The organism is Streptomyces fuscichromogenes, assembly GCF_014645815.1.
Lineage (GTDB): Bacteria > Actinomycetota > Actinomycetes > Streptomycetales > Streptomycetaceae > Streptomyces > Streptomyces fuscichromogenes.
This window is the reverse complement of record NZ_BMML01000032.1, coordinates 83,917-99,880: the sequence shown is the minus strand read 5'-3', so window position 1 is coordinate 99,880 and position 15,964 is coordinate 83,917. Positions and strand designations below refer to the sequence as shown.

Genomic DNA, 15,964 nt, shown 5'->3' with positions numbered 1-15,964 from the left:
GGGCCGGTGGTGGTCAGCCCCAGAGTCGGCCGAGCGCCGCCGGCGAGCGGTGGCGCAGGGTGTTGTCCAGGTGGATCCCACGGGCGACCCGCTCGGCCTGGACCCGGGTGGAGGCGATGAGCAGGGGCATCACCGAGCCGCCCTCGGGCAGGCCCGCGTAGTACAGCCCCGGCAGGGAGCCGGTCCCCGCACGGTGCACCGGCATGCCGCCGGCGTCCAGGGCGGCGCGGGGCAGGATGCGGTAGTCGGGCACGAACCCCGTGGCCCAGACGATCGTCGTGATGTTCCGGGCGGCCAGGTCCAGTTCGTCCCCGTGGTCCTCGAACAGCGAGGGGTCGAAGGGCGGTACGGGGGTGCGCTCGGGCACGACCAGGCCGTGCTGCGCTATCGCGGTGTCGATGGCCCGCAGGAGTTCGCTCTCGGCGCGCGCGGCGTCCCGTGCGATCGCGCGGACGTTGTCCTCCAGCAGCAGGGTGGTGCCCTGCGCGCCGCGGACCGTGCCGACGAGGGTGACGCCCTTGCGGGCCAGCACGCCGAGGCTGAGGTCGCGGCCGCCCGCCTTGCCGCTGAGCACGGACACGCCGGGCAGTACGGGTGAGTCGCCGCGCCCGCCGGACGCGGACTCCAGGTTGCCCTCCAGCGGCAGCAGTTGCAGCCAGTCCAGGACCTGGGCACCGCGGTAGCGGCGTGGCGAGGTCTTGTGCCGGCCGACCGCGAGGTACACCTGCCGGCCGGCGTCGCGCAGGTCCTCGGCGATCTGCTGGCCGCTGTTCCCCGAGCCGACGACGAGCACCGCGCCGGGCGGCAGGGACCCGGGGTCGCGGTAGTAGCGGGTGTGCAGCTGGGTGACGGAGGGGTCGATCCGGGCGGTCAGTTCGGGCAGGCGCGGCGCGGAGTAGCCACCGAGGGCGGCGACGACGTTGCGGGCCTCGACGGTCCGGCCGTTCTCCAGGTGCAGCCGAAAGCGCGCGTCGGGGTGGGCGGGGGCGTCGACGGGTGCCTCGACCGACCGCACGGGGGTGTGCTCGCGCACGTCGATGCCCGCCTCGGCCACGTAGCGCCGCAGCCGGGAGGCGACCTCACGGGCGGGCATGTACCCCTCGGGGTCGTCGCCGTCGTAGGGCATGCCGGGGAACGTGACGGTCCGGTTGGGCGTGTTGACGCGCAGGCTCTCCCAGCGCTCCTTCGCCCAGGCCTGGCCGATCTCTCCCCGCTCGAAGACCACCGCGTGGTAGCCGAGCCGGGCGAGCGAACCCGCGACCGAGCACCCTTGCTGGCCCCCTCCGACGACGGCGGTCTCGACGAACTCGGTCATCATGGCAGCGCTCCTGGTCCGCATAGGAAGTGGATGGATGCTCGTCACGTGGTGGTGCGTCATCCGTGAGCTCGTCCGTCGGTTCATGTGCAGGCTCATGTCGGTTCATGTGTCGGTTCATGTGTCGGTTCATGTGCCGGCGGCGGCCCAGGGCAGTACGACCGTCTTGCCGGTGGCCTCGTCGGCCTCCATGCGGCGGTGGGCGGCCACGATGTCGTCCAGCGCGAGGACGCGGTCGAGGTCGGGCCGGTAGACGCCCGCCTCCACCTCGTCGACGATCCGCTGCAACAGCCCCTGGCCGGCGCTGCCCCTGAGGGTGTCGCTGTGGAAGGCGGTGAGCCTGGTTCCGGTCGGGATCGTCGCGATCGGTTCGAAGTCGGGGAGCAGCCAGCCGCTGAGCGAGCCCGCCACGCAGACCGTCCCGCCCCGGCGCACCAGCCGCAGCGAGTCCGGCACGGTGCGGGTTCCGACGAGGTCCAGGACGTGGTCCGGGCCCTCGGGCCACAGCGCGCGCACGGTGTCCGTCAGCGGCCCGGCGTCGTCCAGAAGGACGTGGTCGGCGCCGGCCGCCTTCAGGGCCCCGGCCTTCTCCTCGCTCCGGGTGGTGGCCGCGGTCTCGACCCCCTGGGCGGCGGCGATCCGCACCGCCGCCAGCCCCACCGAGGAGGTGCCGCCGCGGATCAGCAGCCGGCCGCCGCCGTCCGGTGCGAAGCCCAGGGTGTCCAGGGCACCGTGCGCGGTCAGGTAGGTCTCGGGCAGCGCGGCCAGCACCTCCCACGGCAGGGTGGTGGTCACCGGCATCAGCAGGTCGTCGGGCAGCAGCGCGTACTGCGCGTAGCCGCCGTCGAACTTGCGGCCCATCTCCCCCATCACCGCCGCGACGGTGGTCCTGGCCGGCAGCCGGGGGTCGGTGGAGTCGGCCACGGTCCCCACGCACTCGATGCCGAGCACGCGGGGGAAGGAGACACCCGGGGAGTGTCCCTGGCGGGTTCTCAGCTCGGAGCGGTTCAGGCCCGCGCCTTCCACGCGGACCAGGCTCCAGCCGTCGCGGACCTCGGGGACCGGGAGTTCGCGGATCCGCAGGACCTCGGGACCGCCCGCCTCGACGCAGACCGCCGCGCGCATCGTCGTACTCACCTGCGACCACCTTGCACGGGTGCGGACACCGGTCAGGCTTCGCCGACGACGTCGAGGGACGGCGCCCAGCGGGGGATCGCCTCGCGGCCGGAGGGCAGGCGCAGGCTGCGGCTGAAGCTGTACTCCCGCAGCGTCTCCAGGGCGTGCTCACGCCCGTACCCGCTGGCACCCACACCGCCGAACGGGGTGCCGGTGAACGAGCGGTTGTAGTGGTTGACGAACACGATGCCGGCCCGCAGCTCGCGGCTGACCCGCAGGGCACGCTCGGAGTCGCGGGTGAACACGCCTGCGACCAGGCCGAACTCGGTGCCGTTGGCGATACGGACGGCCTCGGCCTCGTTCCGGAAGGGGATCAGGCACACGACCGGTCCGAAGATCTCCTCCCGCGCGATCCGCATCTCGGGGGTGACGCCGGTGAACAGGGTCGGCGGCACGTAGTAGCCGTCCGCCAGGTCCGGGTCGGTGGGCAGGGGCGCCTGCGCGGCGATCGTGGCGCCCTCGCCGACGCCGATCTCCAGGTAGTCCAGCACCCGCTGCCGCTGCGCGGGGCTGACCAGCGGGCCGACGTGGGTGCCCGCGTCACGGCCGGCGCCGACCTTCAGCCGTCCGACGGCGGCGGCGAGGCGGCGGGCCACCTCGTCGTGCAGGTCGGCGTGGACCAGGACCCGCGAGGCGGCGGTGCACGCCTCGCCCTGGTTGAAGTAGCCGCCCTCGACCGCCCACGGCACTGCCGACTCCAGGTCGGCGTCATCGAAGATCATCAGGGCGTTCTTGCCGCCGAGTTCCATCAGCGTCGGCGTCAGGTTGTCGGCGGCCGTCTTGATCACGGCCTGGCCCGTGGCGGGCGCGCCGGTGAAGGAGATCTTGCCGACCAGCTTGTGACCGGCCAGGTGGGCGCCGGTGGAGCCGCCGCCGGGCACGATGTGCACGACGTCGTCCGGCAGCACCGACTGGACCAGTTCGGCGATGCGCAGCACCGACAGCGGCGCCTGCTCCGGCGGCTTCATGACCACGGCGTTGCCTGCCGCCAGGGCGGGGGCGAGCTTGCCCGCGGTGTGCAGCGGGGGCCAGTTGAACGGCACGATCGCGCCCACCACGCCGAACGGCTCGGACACCGTGACGTCGAGCATGCTGCCCGCGTCACGGACCTGGCCGGGCATCGCCTCGCACAGACCGGCGAACATCTCGAAGATGGTGACCGCGCCCTCCAGGTCGAACTGGCGTGCCTGGGAGTAGGGCTTGCCGTTGTCGCTGGACTCCAGGGCCGCGATCTCGTCGGCGTGCTCACGGATCACCTGGGCGGCCTTCCACAGCCAGCGGCCACGCTCGCGCGGGGTGCGGGCCTTCCACGCGTAGTGGGCTTCGTGGGCGGTCCGCACCGCCTGGTCGACCCCCTCGGCGTCGGCGCCCTGGATGACCGCCAGGGGCCGTCCGGTCGCCGGGTCGTCCACGGTGAAGCGGTCGGCCTCGTTCTCGGACGACCAGCGGGTACGCAGGACTTGTACGGTTTCGACGGTCGTGGACACGGAATCCTCCTGTTCGTGCGCCGGGCACGCCGGCATGGGCTGGGGCAGGGCTCAGTCGCGCGGGGCGAGTCGTTCGCGCAGCACCGAGGCGATCCGCTCGGCGACCACGATGGCCGGGACGTTCGTGGCCACCCGGGGCATCGCCGGGAACACCGAGGCGTCCGCGACGGTCAGTCCCTCGACGCCGCGCACGGTGCCGTCGGCGTCGACCACGGCGGTCGGGTCGCCGGGCCGGCCCATGCGCATCGTGGCGCTGCCGTGGTTGTAGTGGGCCGGCGCGCGGCGGACGGTGTCGGCCAGTTCCCGGTCACTGATGTCCGGGCCCGGTACCCGCTCGTCGGCCAGCAGGTCGGCCAGCGGGCGGGTACGGGCCAGCCGGCGGGCCAGGCGCACTCCGTCGGCGACCCGTTCGGCGTCGTCGGCGGCGGTGTACAGGCCGAGGTCGATCACCGGAGCGGCCTCGGGGTCGGGTGAGGACAGCCGTACGCTGCCGCGGGAGCGGGGCTGGACGCAGGAGACGAAGAAGACCATGTCCCAGCCGGTGGGATGGTGTTCGGCGCGGGGCACGAACTGCTCGGGCAGGCTGCCGGCCGGCACCGCCGCCGACGGCAGGATCTGCACGTCGAAGTCGGGCTCGTCCGGTCCGGTGGCGACGCTGAGGACGCTGCCGAACACCGACCGGGCCTCGGCCTCGGGCGGCTTGGCCGCGTGGACGTTCCAGTAGGCGGGGTGCTCGGTGAGGTTGCGCCCCACCCCGGGCAGGTCGGCCACCACGCCGATGCCGAGCGCCGTCAGGTCACCGCGGTCACCGATACCCGAACGCAGGGCGATGGCGGGCGAGTTGTAGGCGCCGGCGCTGAGCACGACGTGCCGGGCAGGGATCTCCTCCCCGGTGGCCAGCCGTACTCCCCGGGCCCGGGTGCCTCGGAACAGCACCCGGTCGACCAGTGTCTCGCCGCGCACCCGCAGGTTGGGCCGGTCGCGGACGGGGTTGAGGTAGCCGATGGCGGTGCTCAGCCGTATGCCGTCGGCCGCGCTGAGCGGGGTGCGGGCGAAGCCCGGCGCGCCGGGCGCGTTGAAGTCGGCGACCTCGGGGTGTCCGAGGCGCGCGCCGGCCTGCTGCGCGGCGACGGCGTGCCGGCCGAGGTCGGCCGGGGCGCCCAGTGTCATGCGGTAGGGGCCGCCCAGGCCGTGGTACTTCTCCTCGCCGTACGGGTAGTGCTCCATCTCCTGGTAGAGGGGGAGCATCTGTGCGTAGCCCCATGCGGGGCCGGCCGCGGCGGCCCACGCGTCGTGGTCCGAGGGCCGGGCCCGCATGGCGACGCAGACGTTGACCGCGGAGGAACCGCCGATGACGCGGCCCCGCGGTACGGGCACCTCGTTGCCGAAGGCGTCCGGGACGGAGCGGTAGCCCCAGTCGTAGGTGTACGGGGCGTAGGTCGCGTCCTTGATGTCCGCCGGTGTGCCGGCGGTGGTGGCGAAGTCGGGGCCCGCCTCCAGGAGCAGGACCGAGCGCCGCGGGTCGGCGCTCAGCCGGTTGGCGAGGACGCAGCCGGCGGATCCGCCGCCGATCACGATCACGTCGTGGGTCATGGCGGCCGCCGGTCCGGACCGGGGTCGGCCGGCGACGGGTCGCGGGTCGGAGGCTGGTGCGGTCATGGTGCTGCCTCCCGCAGGTGTGGGACGTCCCAGTGGAGGCGCAGTTCTTCGAAGCCGCGTGCGATGACCAGCCGTTCGCGGGTGCGCGAGCCGGTGGGGCCGAGACGCAGCCCGGGGAGCCGGTCGAAGAGCAGCGGGATGGCGACGCGCAGCTGGAGCCGTGCCAGGGAGGCGCCGAGGCAGGCGTGGACGCCGCGGCCGAAGGCCATCTGGTGCCGGCCGGGCCTGCTGCGCAGGGCGAACTCGTCCGGGTCCTCGAACACGCATCCGTCCCGGTTGGCGGAGCCCCAGTGGACCATCACACGGTCGCCGGGCACGAGCCGTCTGCCGCCGAGTTCCGTCTCCCGTGTCACGGTGCGGAACAGGCCCTGGACGGGGGACTCGTAGCGCAGGATCTCCTCGACCATCGCCTCGACGGATGCCTCGCCGGCGCGCAGGGCCGCGAGCTGGCGGGGGTGCTCCAGGAGGGTGACGAGGCCGTTGCCGATGGCGCGGGTGACCGTGACGTGCCCCGCGATGATCAGGTTCATCACGATGCGCATCAGTTCCACGTCGTCGAGACCGTGCTCGGCGCCGTACCGCGCCAGGGAGGAGACGAGCGAGTCCTCGTCGGCCATGTCCGTACCGTCCAGCAGCGCCATCACGTGGTGCTGCATGGTGACGACGTCCCTGGCCCAGTCGACGCGCTCGGCCGGCTCGCCGATGCCGACGGACAGCTTCAGCCAGTTGGAGCTCCACTGCCGCAGCAGCGGCACGTCCCGGGGCGGTACGCCGAGGATCCGTGCCATGACCATCAGCGGCAGGGGCCAGGCGTAGCCCTCGATGATGTCGGCCCTGCCGTCCGCGGCGAACCGGGCGATCAGGTCCTCGGCGGTGCCGCGGACGAAGGGCTCCAGCGCCGCCACGCGCCGCGGCGTGAAGACGCGGTTCACCGCCACGCGCAGCCGGGTGTGCTCCTCGCCGTCGCTCTCGGTCAGGTTGGGCGTCAGCGACCAGCCTTCGGACAGGACCTGCTTCACCTCGTCGGACTCGGGTCCCGAGGTGATCCGCACCGCGCTCTCGGAGGAGAACGTCTCGGGGTCGTGGACGACCCGCACCACGTCCTCGTGGCGGGTGAGGACCCAGATGTCCCGGTCCTGGTCGTGGAAGACCGGGCACTGCGCGCGCATCCGCGCGTAGCCGGGGTAGGGGTCGGCCAGCTGGTCGTCGCGGGTGGGGTCGAATACGGGGTCGAAGGCCGGGGTGGTGGTCATCGGGGACTCTCCCGGTGCGGCCGGCCGGCGGGGCCGCGCGCTGTCGGCCCGCCCGGACGGCCGGGGTCGAGTCGGATGGCGGACATCGGTGTTCTCCCTCGCGGTGTGGGGGCCGGGGTCACTCGGCGGCGGCCAGGGCGGGCAGCGCGACGTGGTGCTGTCCCCTCCCGGCGGCCAGTGGCCAGGCCGTGCCGGCGCGGTCCGGGCCCGCCTGCTGGACCAGGGGTGTCACCAGCTCGGACAGGAAGGTGTCATGGACGATCTGGGTCGCCGCGGCCAGGTCGCCGCGGCCGGTCAGCACGCTGAGCCGGTTGGAGGTGACGTGCAGGTCGGTGCGCGCGGCACCGGCCGAGCGCAGGGCTTCGAGCAGCCGCAGCGGCGCGTACGGCCGCCGGCCGATGCCCAGGCCGACGACGGAGAGCCGAGCCAGGTTGGACGTCCAGTGCGCCTCGTCGAGACGGATGCCGCGGTCGGTGTCGGCCAGGAGCTCCCGTATCTCCTCCACGCTGTCCTCGGGCAGCGTGAGCGCGATGTCGCCGGCGTCCTCGGTACCGAGGTTGCCGTAGCGGCGCAGTTCGACCTCGGTCTCGCGCTCGGCCAGTTCGCCGAGCAGGCGCAGGACGTGGTCCGTGGTGATCCGGCGCAGTACGCACCGCACCAGGCCGGAGCGCCCCGCGACCCCGGCGATGGGGCGGCCGAGGCCGACGGGTGTCCAGGACTCGCCGGCCGCCGCCCCGGCCGCGCGCCGGCCGTCGCCCACCCAGGTCCGCGGGCCGACCGCGGAGCTGTTGGAGCGCACCTTCAGGTCGACGCCGTGGGTTCGCGCGTAGTCGACCGAGTCGGAGGCGAGCACCTTGGCGCCGCTGACGGCCAGTTCGGCCATCTCCTCGTAGAGCAGGGAGGTGTGCCGACGGACACCGACGACCGTGCGGGGGTCGGCCGTGTAGACGCCGGCGACGTCGGTGACGATCTCGCAGTGGTCCGCGCCGAGCGCGGCGGCCAGGGCGACTCCGGTGGTGTCGGAGCCGCCGCGGCCCAGGGTGGTGCGGGCCCCGGTGGCGATGGACTCGCCCTGGAAGCCCGCGACGACGGGGACGGTTCCCCTGGCGAGTTCCTCCCGCAGCCTGCGCGGGTCCACCTCCACGATCGTGGCCCGGCCGTGGCGGTGGTCGGTGCGGATGCCCGCCTCGGGACCGCTGAACGAGCGGCTCACGACGCCCTGGTGGTTGAGCGCCAGCGACACCAGTCCGGCGGACGCGGCCTCGCCCGTGCAGAGCAGGGCGTCGAGTTCGCGTGCGTCGGGGCGGGCGGTCACCGCGGACGCCAGCCGGAGCAGTTCGTCGGTGGCCCCGCCCATGGCGGACACGACCACGACGACCTGGTTCCCGTCCTCGCGCGCCGCCCGGATCTGCCGTGCCGCTTCGATGACCTTTTCAGGAGTGGCGACTGAGGTTCCGCCGTATTTCTGCACTATGAGCGCCATCTCACGCACTCTCTTCCTTCAGATCCGTGGGACGTGGAAGACGTTGCTCGAGTGCCGCGCCGACCGCCGGTTCCCACGGCGGTCACGTGACCGGCTCGGGCTCTACTGCTCGTGGAGGAACTCCCGGATCGCGTAGCCGACGTGCCGCTGGTCGGTCATGGTGTGGCCGAGGATGACGTCGCCGGCCCGCAGCTCGGTGAAGTTGTGCACGCTGCCGCCGGGGCCGAGCGCCCTGACGTGCCAGTCGTCCTGGCCGACCATGTCCACGAGCTGACCGCTGCGGGTGCGGGCCTCGATCCGCAGCATCGGGCGGGACTCCATCTTGATCCGGCCCACGACCACCGTGCGCACGCTGCCGTCCGTGCTGACGGCCAGGATCTCCGACCCGCAGTGCAGCTCGGACAGGTACTGGGTGCGGTTGCCGGGCGTCAGGGTGTAGGAGGACAGCGCGGCCGCGTTGACCCGGAACGGGCGGGTGGGCATGTACGGCAGCGGGTGGGTCTCGCTGCTGACGAGCACCAGGCCGGTGGAGTACGACCCGACCAGGATGCCCTCGTTGGGCCGCAGGTGGGAGCAGGTGTCGACGCAGACCCGGTCGCCCAGGCCGAGGTGGGTGAGCTCGACGATCTCCAGCTCCTCCATCTCCAGTGAGGCGGACTCGCCCCGGGTGACCTGCACCAGCTCGGTGGCGTCGCCGACGCGCTTGGGGGCCAGCAGCACCGCGTCCGAGCCGCGTTCGAGCACGCCGATGGTGGTGGCCGCGTCCTCGACGTCCTCGACGACGGTGACGATGGAGCCCTTGGCCTTGTCGGCCGCGGCCAGCAGGATCTCCAACGGGATCTTGCTGGGGTCCTGTCGGAACTCGACGAGGGTCAGCTCCGCCTCGTTGGCGATCCGGCAGGCGAGCTCGAGGCTCTGCTCGTCCAGCACCTTGATCAGGACGCCGGAGCGCAGGCCGGGGCGGATGCCCTCGAACTTCTCGGCGATGCTGTGGTCGGCGATCAGGATGTCGACCACGTCGACGAGCCGGTCGATCAGGGTGGTGGGCGTCTCACCGGTGACGACAGCGGCCTTCTGCACGTTCGGCGGGACCTTGCCGGCCAGCTCGGGGTCGTCCAGCACCACGGTCTCGACGCCGATGTGGGTGCTCTCCTCGACGATGGCGGTGGCGAGTTCGGCGGCGGTGCCGCGGAGGTCGATCCATGCGGATTTCATGTTCGCACCTTTGGTTGTGGGTTGCTTGCCTGTCGTGGTCGCGCGCATGGCTGTCGGTGACGGATCGTCACGGCGTGCGGTGACGGAGCGTCACAGTGTGCGGTGGAGGGAACGGCCGGGGAGGACGGCCGGAGGAATGGACGAGGGGGAGCGCCGGGAAGCGGCACCCGTCAGAGGGCCGCCTCGGACAGCTCCTGGCGCAGGGCGGCCAGCGGTTCGAGCGACCGGGGGCCGGCGTGGACCCGGCGGGCCACCGAACGGGCCAGCGCGCCCGGGTCCGCGGCCTGGAAGACGTTGCGGCCGACGGCGACGCCGAGCACACCGGACTCCATCGTGCTGTCGATGAGGTCGAGGAACGTCCCGCTGTCCGCGTGCACACCGCCGCCGGCGGTGACGACCGGGATCGGGCTGGCCTCGACGACCTCGCGCATCGTCACGGGCGAACCGGTGTACGGGAGCTTCACGATGTCGGCGCCGAGGTCCGCCGCGACGTTCGCGGCGTGCGCCAGCAGGACGGGGTCGGCCGGGTCGGTGATGCGGGGGCCGCGCGGGTAGACCATCGCGAGCAGCGGCAGTCCCCAGCGGGCACAGCTGCCGGCGACCGCGCCGAGGTCGGTGAGCTGGGCGGCCTCGGTGCCCGACCCCAGGTTGATGTGGACGCTGACGCCGTCGGCGCCCAGGGCGACCGCCTCTTCCACGGCGCCCACCAGGATCTTCTCGTCCGCGTCCGGCGCGTGCTGCGTGCTGCCGTTCAGGTGGACGATCAACGCCAGCCGCCCGAGCGCGTCGGCCGGCAGGAACCGGACACGCCCCTTGTGGACGATGATCCCGTCCACCTCGTTGGCGGCCATCGCCTCGACGAGCCCGCCGAATCCGGCGGCAGAGGCCACCGGACCGTCGGCGAGGGAATGGTCGAGCGGAACCAGGAATGTCGTCCCGGAAGCGGAGTGGATAATCCGCTGAACCCGACGATCTTTTCCGGTCCAGCCGTATGAATCGGTCATTTTCTCAACACCCCTTCCCTACCCAGATAACCGGATCACTTGTCCGGTGCGCATTCCGCGCACTTTCTGCGAAGTTTCTCGCGGTGTTTCCGGTGCTGCTTTAAAGACAGAACCAAGGAATTCACCGGCCCGTCAAGCCCCGCAATTTTCCGGCTTTTCAGGGTTTACCGCCGGCCGCCTCTGCCCGGCGGCGCCGACCTGCGCTCCGACAGGCGCACGGCGAGGTCCTGCCATGTCTGCACACTCACCTGCGCGAGTTCCGCGACGAAGTCGAGGCAGTGGTCGGGCAGGCCGAGGACGAGACCGTCCTGTGCCTGTGGGTCGATGGCGACCACCGCGAGGATGCTCAGCAGCAGTCGGCCGGACTGGTTGAAGCGCAGCGAGGGGTCGGTGCGCAGGGAGCGCAGCAGTGCGGCCGACCGGTCCAGCGTGACCGGCGCCGGTGACGCGGCCTGCGCGCGTGGCGTCCGCGCGGGCGGCGCCGGCACGGTCCGTGCGGGCGGGGTGCGCCGCTGTGCGGGGATCGCCGCCTCGATCTCCCGGTGGAGCTGGTCGCGGACATCGCGGACGGTGCCCGTGGACACCCCCGCGGCCGCGCTCACCGCCCGCAGGGAGGAGGCGGGTTCCCGTAGGAGCATCTCCTTGGCGCGCTCGCGCCCGGCGGCGATGCTGACGGGTCGCACGCGGCCGTCGCGGCCGATCCTGGCCTGCCCGCCGGGGCGCCCGACCGCCTCGCGCAGGGCGGCGATCGTCTTGGGCGACAGCCCGACGGCCGACGCTATCGCCCGGTTCGACCAGTCCTCCTGCTCACAGAGGATGCGGGTGCCGGCCGCCTTGCGGTCGGTCAGCGACAACGGCAGTCCGTGCCGCACGTTCAGCCGCACCGCCAGGACGAAGGCGCTCGCGTCGTCGCCGTCGAACCAGCGGGCCCGGATCGCCGCCTCGCCCCGCAGCCGGGCCGCCCGGACCCGGTGCACGCCGTCGACCACCCGGTTGCTGCCGCGCTGCACGACGATCGGCGGCAGGTCGGCCTGCGACTCCGCCAGGACCCGTACGTGCTCGCCGCTCTCCCCCTCGGAGCGCGGCGAGTGGGACAGGTCGAGCTCCGTGATCGGGATCCATTCGACGTCCGCGCCGGCGTCGGGATCGACGTACCGCACCTCGGCGTCCACGCGCTCCGGCGGGTGAACGCCGGCGTCCTGCCGCTGAAGCGCCGCTTCACTGTTCGTCACGTTCGACCACTCCTCAGCCACACCTGCCGCTCCCGGTCAGGGGCCTCGGAGCCCGTGCGCACTCCGGACGACCCACCATAAGAATACCTCCGCCAAGGTTTTTTTCTGCAACCTCGGCGTGGCATCGGCGCGGTGTGCGACTGGGGAAATCCCCGGTTGCACACCCCGGCGACCGCGTACGCAGGCCTCAGGGACCTCGCCGGGCCGGGAGCGGACAGCACGAGGGCCGCCGCACGGTCTCGGGGGATGGGCCGTGCGGCGGCCACCGGAGGCAGCGTAGCCCGGCCGGCCCGCCGTGCAACGCCGTGACCGTGCGCCGCGTTCGCGCGAGAAGAATGCGGATCGATTTCGCGGCGCTGTTCCGCACCCCTCCCCCGCAATCTGGTTCCTCTTTCTTTTCGCCCGGTAAGCTGACCGCGCCGTGGCCACCGGTGCCCCCGTTCTCTTGTGCCGGCTCGGCCCGCAGCGGCCTCCTTCGAATTTCGGCCGGGCTCTCGGCCGGCCTCATGTGCCGGAAAGAATTCACGGTCACAGAAAGGCGTGGTCATGGGTATTGATTCATCAGGCACCAACACGTGTGCATCCGTGCGGAAAAACCGGAAGCAGCGTATTGCCGAGCTGTTCCGGGCCGAACCGGAGCTCGTCGGCAGCATGCCGGTGGCGGGCGTCTTCGAGGAGACCGCCGGGCGTGGGCAGCGCCTGTCCCGGATCGTCGGGCGAACCCTTGCGGCATACGCCGACCGGCCCGCGCTCGGCGAGCGGGCCCGGCAGTACGTGAGCGTGGACGGCCGCGTCACCGTGCGGCTGCTGCCCCGGTTCGACACCATCTCGTACGGCGAGCTGTGGTCGCGGCTGAGCGCGGTCGCCGCCGACTGGTACCACCACCCGCGACACCCGCTGCGCGACGGGGACTTCGTCGCGATCCTGGGGTTCGCCGGCACCGACTACACCACGGTCGACCTGGCCTGCGGTCAGGTCGGGGCGGTCGCCGTGCCGCTGCACACGAACGCCTCGGTCGACCACATCCGTCACCTGGTGGCGGAGGCCGCCCCGCGTGTCTTCGCCACCAGCACCGACCGGCTGGCGACCGTGCTCGAAGCGCTGGCCGGGCAGACCTGTGTGCGCCGGATCCTCGTCTTCGACCACCACCCCGAGCTCCCCGAGCACCGGGAGGCGCTGGCGACGGCCGGCCGGCTGCTGGCCACGACGGGTGCGCCGATGTCACTGGAGCTGCTGTCCGACGTCGTCGGCCGCGCGGGCTCGCTGCCGCCGGTGCCCGAACTGCTGCCGGACGACGGTGCCGACGGCGCGCTGTCGGCACTGGTGTACACCTCCGGCAGCACCGGCACGCCCAAGGGCGTGATGTTCCCGGAGTCGACGGTGTCCCTCATGTGGCGCCCGCCCGCGGGACCCGACCACCAGTACCCGTCGATCACGGCCAACTTCCTGCCGCAGAGCCACCTGGTCGCCAGGAGGCTGGTGATCAAGACGCTGGCCACCGGCGGCACCGCGCACTTCGTGGCCGACAGCGACCTGTCCACTCTCCTGGACGACCTGGCACTGATCCGGCCGACCGAGATCGCCCTGGTGCCGCGGGTCTGCGAGCTGCTCTTCGAGAACTACCACGCCCAGCTGAACCAGCGCGCGGCACGCGGCGAGCTGCGCGACGCCGACCACGCCGAGGTGATCGCGCACCTGCGGGACCACGTGCTGGGCGGGCGGATCATCCACGCCCCCTGCGGCTCCGCCCCGCTCGCCCCGGAGCTCGCCGAGTTCCTGCGCACCGCCCTGGACGTCCCGCTCCTGGACAGCTACGGCACGACCGAGACCGGTCTGGTCATGCTGGACCACCGCGTGCAGAGCCCGCCGGTGCTGGACTACAAGCTCGTGGACGTGCCCGAACTGGGGTACTCCACCGCCGACTCCCCCCACCCGCGCGGCGAACTCCTGGTCAGGACCGCGCTGATCACCCCCGGCTACTACCGGCGCGCCGAGGACACCGCGCAGGTCTTCGACCAGGACGGCTACTACCGCACCGGCGACATCATGGCCGAGACCGCGCCCGGCGAACTGGTCTACGTGGACCGGCGCAAGAACGTGCTCAAGCTCTCCCAGGGGGAGTTCGTCGCGCTGTCCAGGGTGGAGGCCGCGCTCGTCGCCAGCCCGCTGGTACGGCAGGTCTTCGTGTACGGGAACAGCTCCCGCGCCTACCTGCTCGCCGTGGTGGTGCCGACCCCGGAGGCTCTCGCGCAGGCCGACGACGAGGCGGCGCTCAAGGCGGCGGTCGCCCGGTCGCTGCAGAGCGTCGCCGCGCAGGCCGGGCTGGCGCCGTACGAGATCCCGCGCGACCTGATCGTCGAGACCGTGCCGTTCAGCCAGGACAACGGTCTGCTGACCGACTCGACCAAGCAACTGCGCCCACGGCTGAAGGAACGCTACGGCGAACGGCTGGAGCAGCGCTACGCCGAACTCGCCGCGGGCCAGGCCGCGGAGCTGCGTGCGGTGTGGCAGGACCGCGGCCGCCCGGTGGCCGAGACCGTCGCCCGCGCCGCGCAGGCACTGCTGTCGGGGCTCGACGCCCAGCCGGACCCGGAGCGGCGTTTCACCGACCTGGGCGGAGACTCGCTGTCGGCGCTGTCCTTCGCCGGCCTGCTGCGGAAGATCTTCGGCGTCGAGGTCTCGGTCGCCGCCCTCCTGGGACCGGCCAACAGCCTGGGCGAGATCGCCGGCCACGTGGAGCGGCTGCGCGGTGCCGCCGCGGCGCCGCGTGCCACCTTCGCCGCCGTCCACGGCGAGCACGCCACCACGGCGCGGGCCGGGGACCTCACCCTGGACAGGTTCGTCGACGCCGCGACACTCACGGCGAGCACGGCCCTGCCCCCGCCGGCCGGCGAGCCGCGCACGGTGCTGCTCACCGGGGCCAACGGCTACCTCGGCCGGCTGCTGTGCATGGAGTGGCTGCAGCGGCTGGCCCCGGTGGGTGGCACGCTGGTCTGCCTGGTGCGTGCCGCCGACGACAGCGCCGCCCGCCGACGCCTGGAGGAGTCCCTGGACAGCGGGGACACCGCGCTCAAGAGCCGTTTCGCCGAGCTGACCGCCGGCGGCGCACTGCGCGTGCTGGCCGGCGACATCGGCGCGGCGCGCCTCGGCCTGAGCGAACGGGACTGGCAGCGACTGACCGCCGAGGCGGACCTCGTCGTGCACCCGGCCGCGCTGGTCAACCACGTACTGCCGTACCGGCAGCTGTTCGAACCCAATGTGGCCGGGACCGCCGAGGTCGTCCGTGCCGCCCTGACCACCCGGCTGAAGCCGGTCGTGTACGTGTCGACCGTGGCCGTGGCCGCGCACGGCACGGCCACGGCGGACGAGGACACCGACATCAGGGCCGACAGCCCGCACTACCCGATCGACGACGGCCACGCGGGCGGCTACGCCGCCAGCAAGTGGGCCGGCGAGGTGCTGCTGCGCGAGGCCCACGACCTGTGCGGGCTGCCGGTGACCGTGTTCCGCTCCGGCATGATCCTGGCGCACAGCGGGTACGGCGGGCAGCTCAACGTGCCGGACTCCTTCACCCGCCTGCTGCTGAGCCTGATCGCCACGGGGATCGCACCCGAGTCATTCTACGGCGACACACAGGACGGCCGGCGCCCGCGGGCCCACTACGACGGGCTGCCGGGGGACTTCGTCGCCGCCGCGGTGGCCGCCCTGGGCTCTGCCGCCGCCGGGTTCCGGACGTTCAACGCCGTCAACCCGCACGACGACGGTGTCTCGTTGGACACCGTCGTCGACTGGCTGGCCGACAGCGGGATCACCGTCCGCCGGGTCGGCGGCCACCGGGAGTGGCGCGAGCGGTTCGAGGGCGCGCTGCGGAAGCTGCCGCAGACGCAACGCCCGTACTCCCTGCTGCCGCTGATGGCCGCCTGGCGGGAGCCGCTCGTCCCCCGCACGACGTCGGCGCTGCCCGCCGAACGGTTCCGCGCCGCGGTGCGCGCCGCCGGCATCGGCACCGAGCGGGACATCCCGCACCTGTCCCGGCCGCTGATCGAGAAGTACGTGGCGGACCTGCGGCACCTGGGCCTGGTCTAGTGCACCGGCCGGAACCCGGCGCCCGCGCGCCGGGTTCCGGCCAGAACGCCGTGG

Annotated in this window: 10 protein-coding genes; 1 reads left to right on the top strand and 9 read right to left on the bottom strand. The window is 72.9% G+C overall.

From position 1 onward, the window contains the following. Positions 1–13: 13 nt before the first annotated feature. The 9 genes from IEZ11_RS43490 to IEZ11_RS43450 form a co-directional block, all read right to left on the bottom strand. Positions 14–1,318 (bottom strand): flavin-containing monooxygenase, encoded by a 1,305-nt coding sequence (locus IEZ11_RS43490; RefSeq protein WP_189268607.1) that lies wholly within the window; start codon positions 1,316–1,318, stop codon positions 14–16. A 126-nt stretch (positions 1,319–1,444) separates the two neighbouring features. Then, entirely contained in the window at positions 1,445–2,452 is a 1,008-nt protein-coding gene (locus IEZ11_RS43485; protein WP_229713721.1) for a zinc-binding dehydrogenase, read from the bottom strand. A gap of 32 nt (positions 2,453–2,484) precedes the next feature. Beyond that, positions 2,485–3,978: an aldehyde dehydrogenase family protein gene (locus IEZ11_RS43480; protein WP_229713720.1), complete on the bottom strand. Its 1,494-nt coding sequence runs from the start codon at positions 3,976–3,978 to the stop codon at positions 2,485–2,487. A 51-nt stretch (positions 3,979–4,029) separates the two neighbouring features. Beyond that, complete coding sequence (locus IEZ11_RS43475) at positions 4,030–5,637, bottom strand: GMC family oxidoreductase (protein WP_189268605.1); 1,608 nt, start codon at positions 5,635–5,637, stop codon at positions 4,030–4,032. Further along, positions 5,634–6,890, bottom strand: a complete 1,257-nt coding sequence (locus IEZ11_RS43470; RefSeq protein WP_189268604.1) for a cytochrome P450 — start codon at positions 6,888–6,890, stop codon at positions 5,634–5,636. Before IEZ11_RS43470 ends, IEZ11_RS43475 begins: the two co-directional genes overlap by 4 nt. A 118-nt stretch (positions 6,891–7,008) precedes the next feature. Beyond that, positions 7,009–8,373, bottom strand: a complete 1,365-nt coding sequence (locus IEZ11_RS43465) for an aspartate kinase (protein ID WP_189268603.1) — start codon at positions 8,371–8,373, stop codon at positions 7,009–7,011. A gap of 102 nt (positions 8,374–8,475) precedes the next feature. Next, entirely contained in the window at positions 8,476–9,588 is a 1,113-nt protein-coding gene (locus tag IEZ11_RS43460) for a 3-dehydroquinate synthase II family protein (protein ID WP_189268602.1), read from the bottom strand. A gap of 170 nt (positions 9,589–9,758) precedes the next feature. Beyond that, entirely contained in the window at positions 9,759–10,592 is an 834-nt protein-coding gene (locus tag IEZ11_RS43455) for a 2-amino-3,7-dideoxy-D-threo-hept-6-ulosonate synthase (RefSeq protein ID WP_189268601.1), read from the bottom strand. A gap of 164 nt (positions 10,593–10,756) precedes the next feature. Then, positions 10,757–11,824 (bottom strand): ParB/RepB/Spo0J family partition protein, encoded by a 1,068-nt coding sequence (locus IEZ11_RS43450; protein ID WP_189268600.1) that lies wholly within the window; start codon positions 11,822–11,824, stop codon positions 10,757–10,759. Positions 11,825–12,409: 585 nt separating this feature from the next. On the opposite strand from IEZ11_RS43450, the gene car reads away from it, so the two are divergent. Then, positions 12,410–15,910: a carboxylic acid reductase gene (gene car, locus IEZ11_RS43445; RefSeq protein WP_229713719.1), complete on the top strand. Its 3,501-nt coding sequence runs from the start codon at positions 12,410–12,412 to the stop codon at positions 15,908–15,910. The last annotated feature ends 54 nt before the right edge of the window (positions 15,911–15,964 follow it).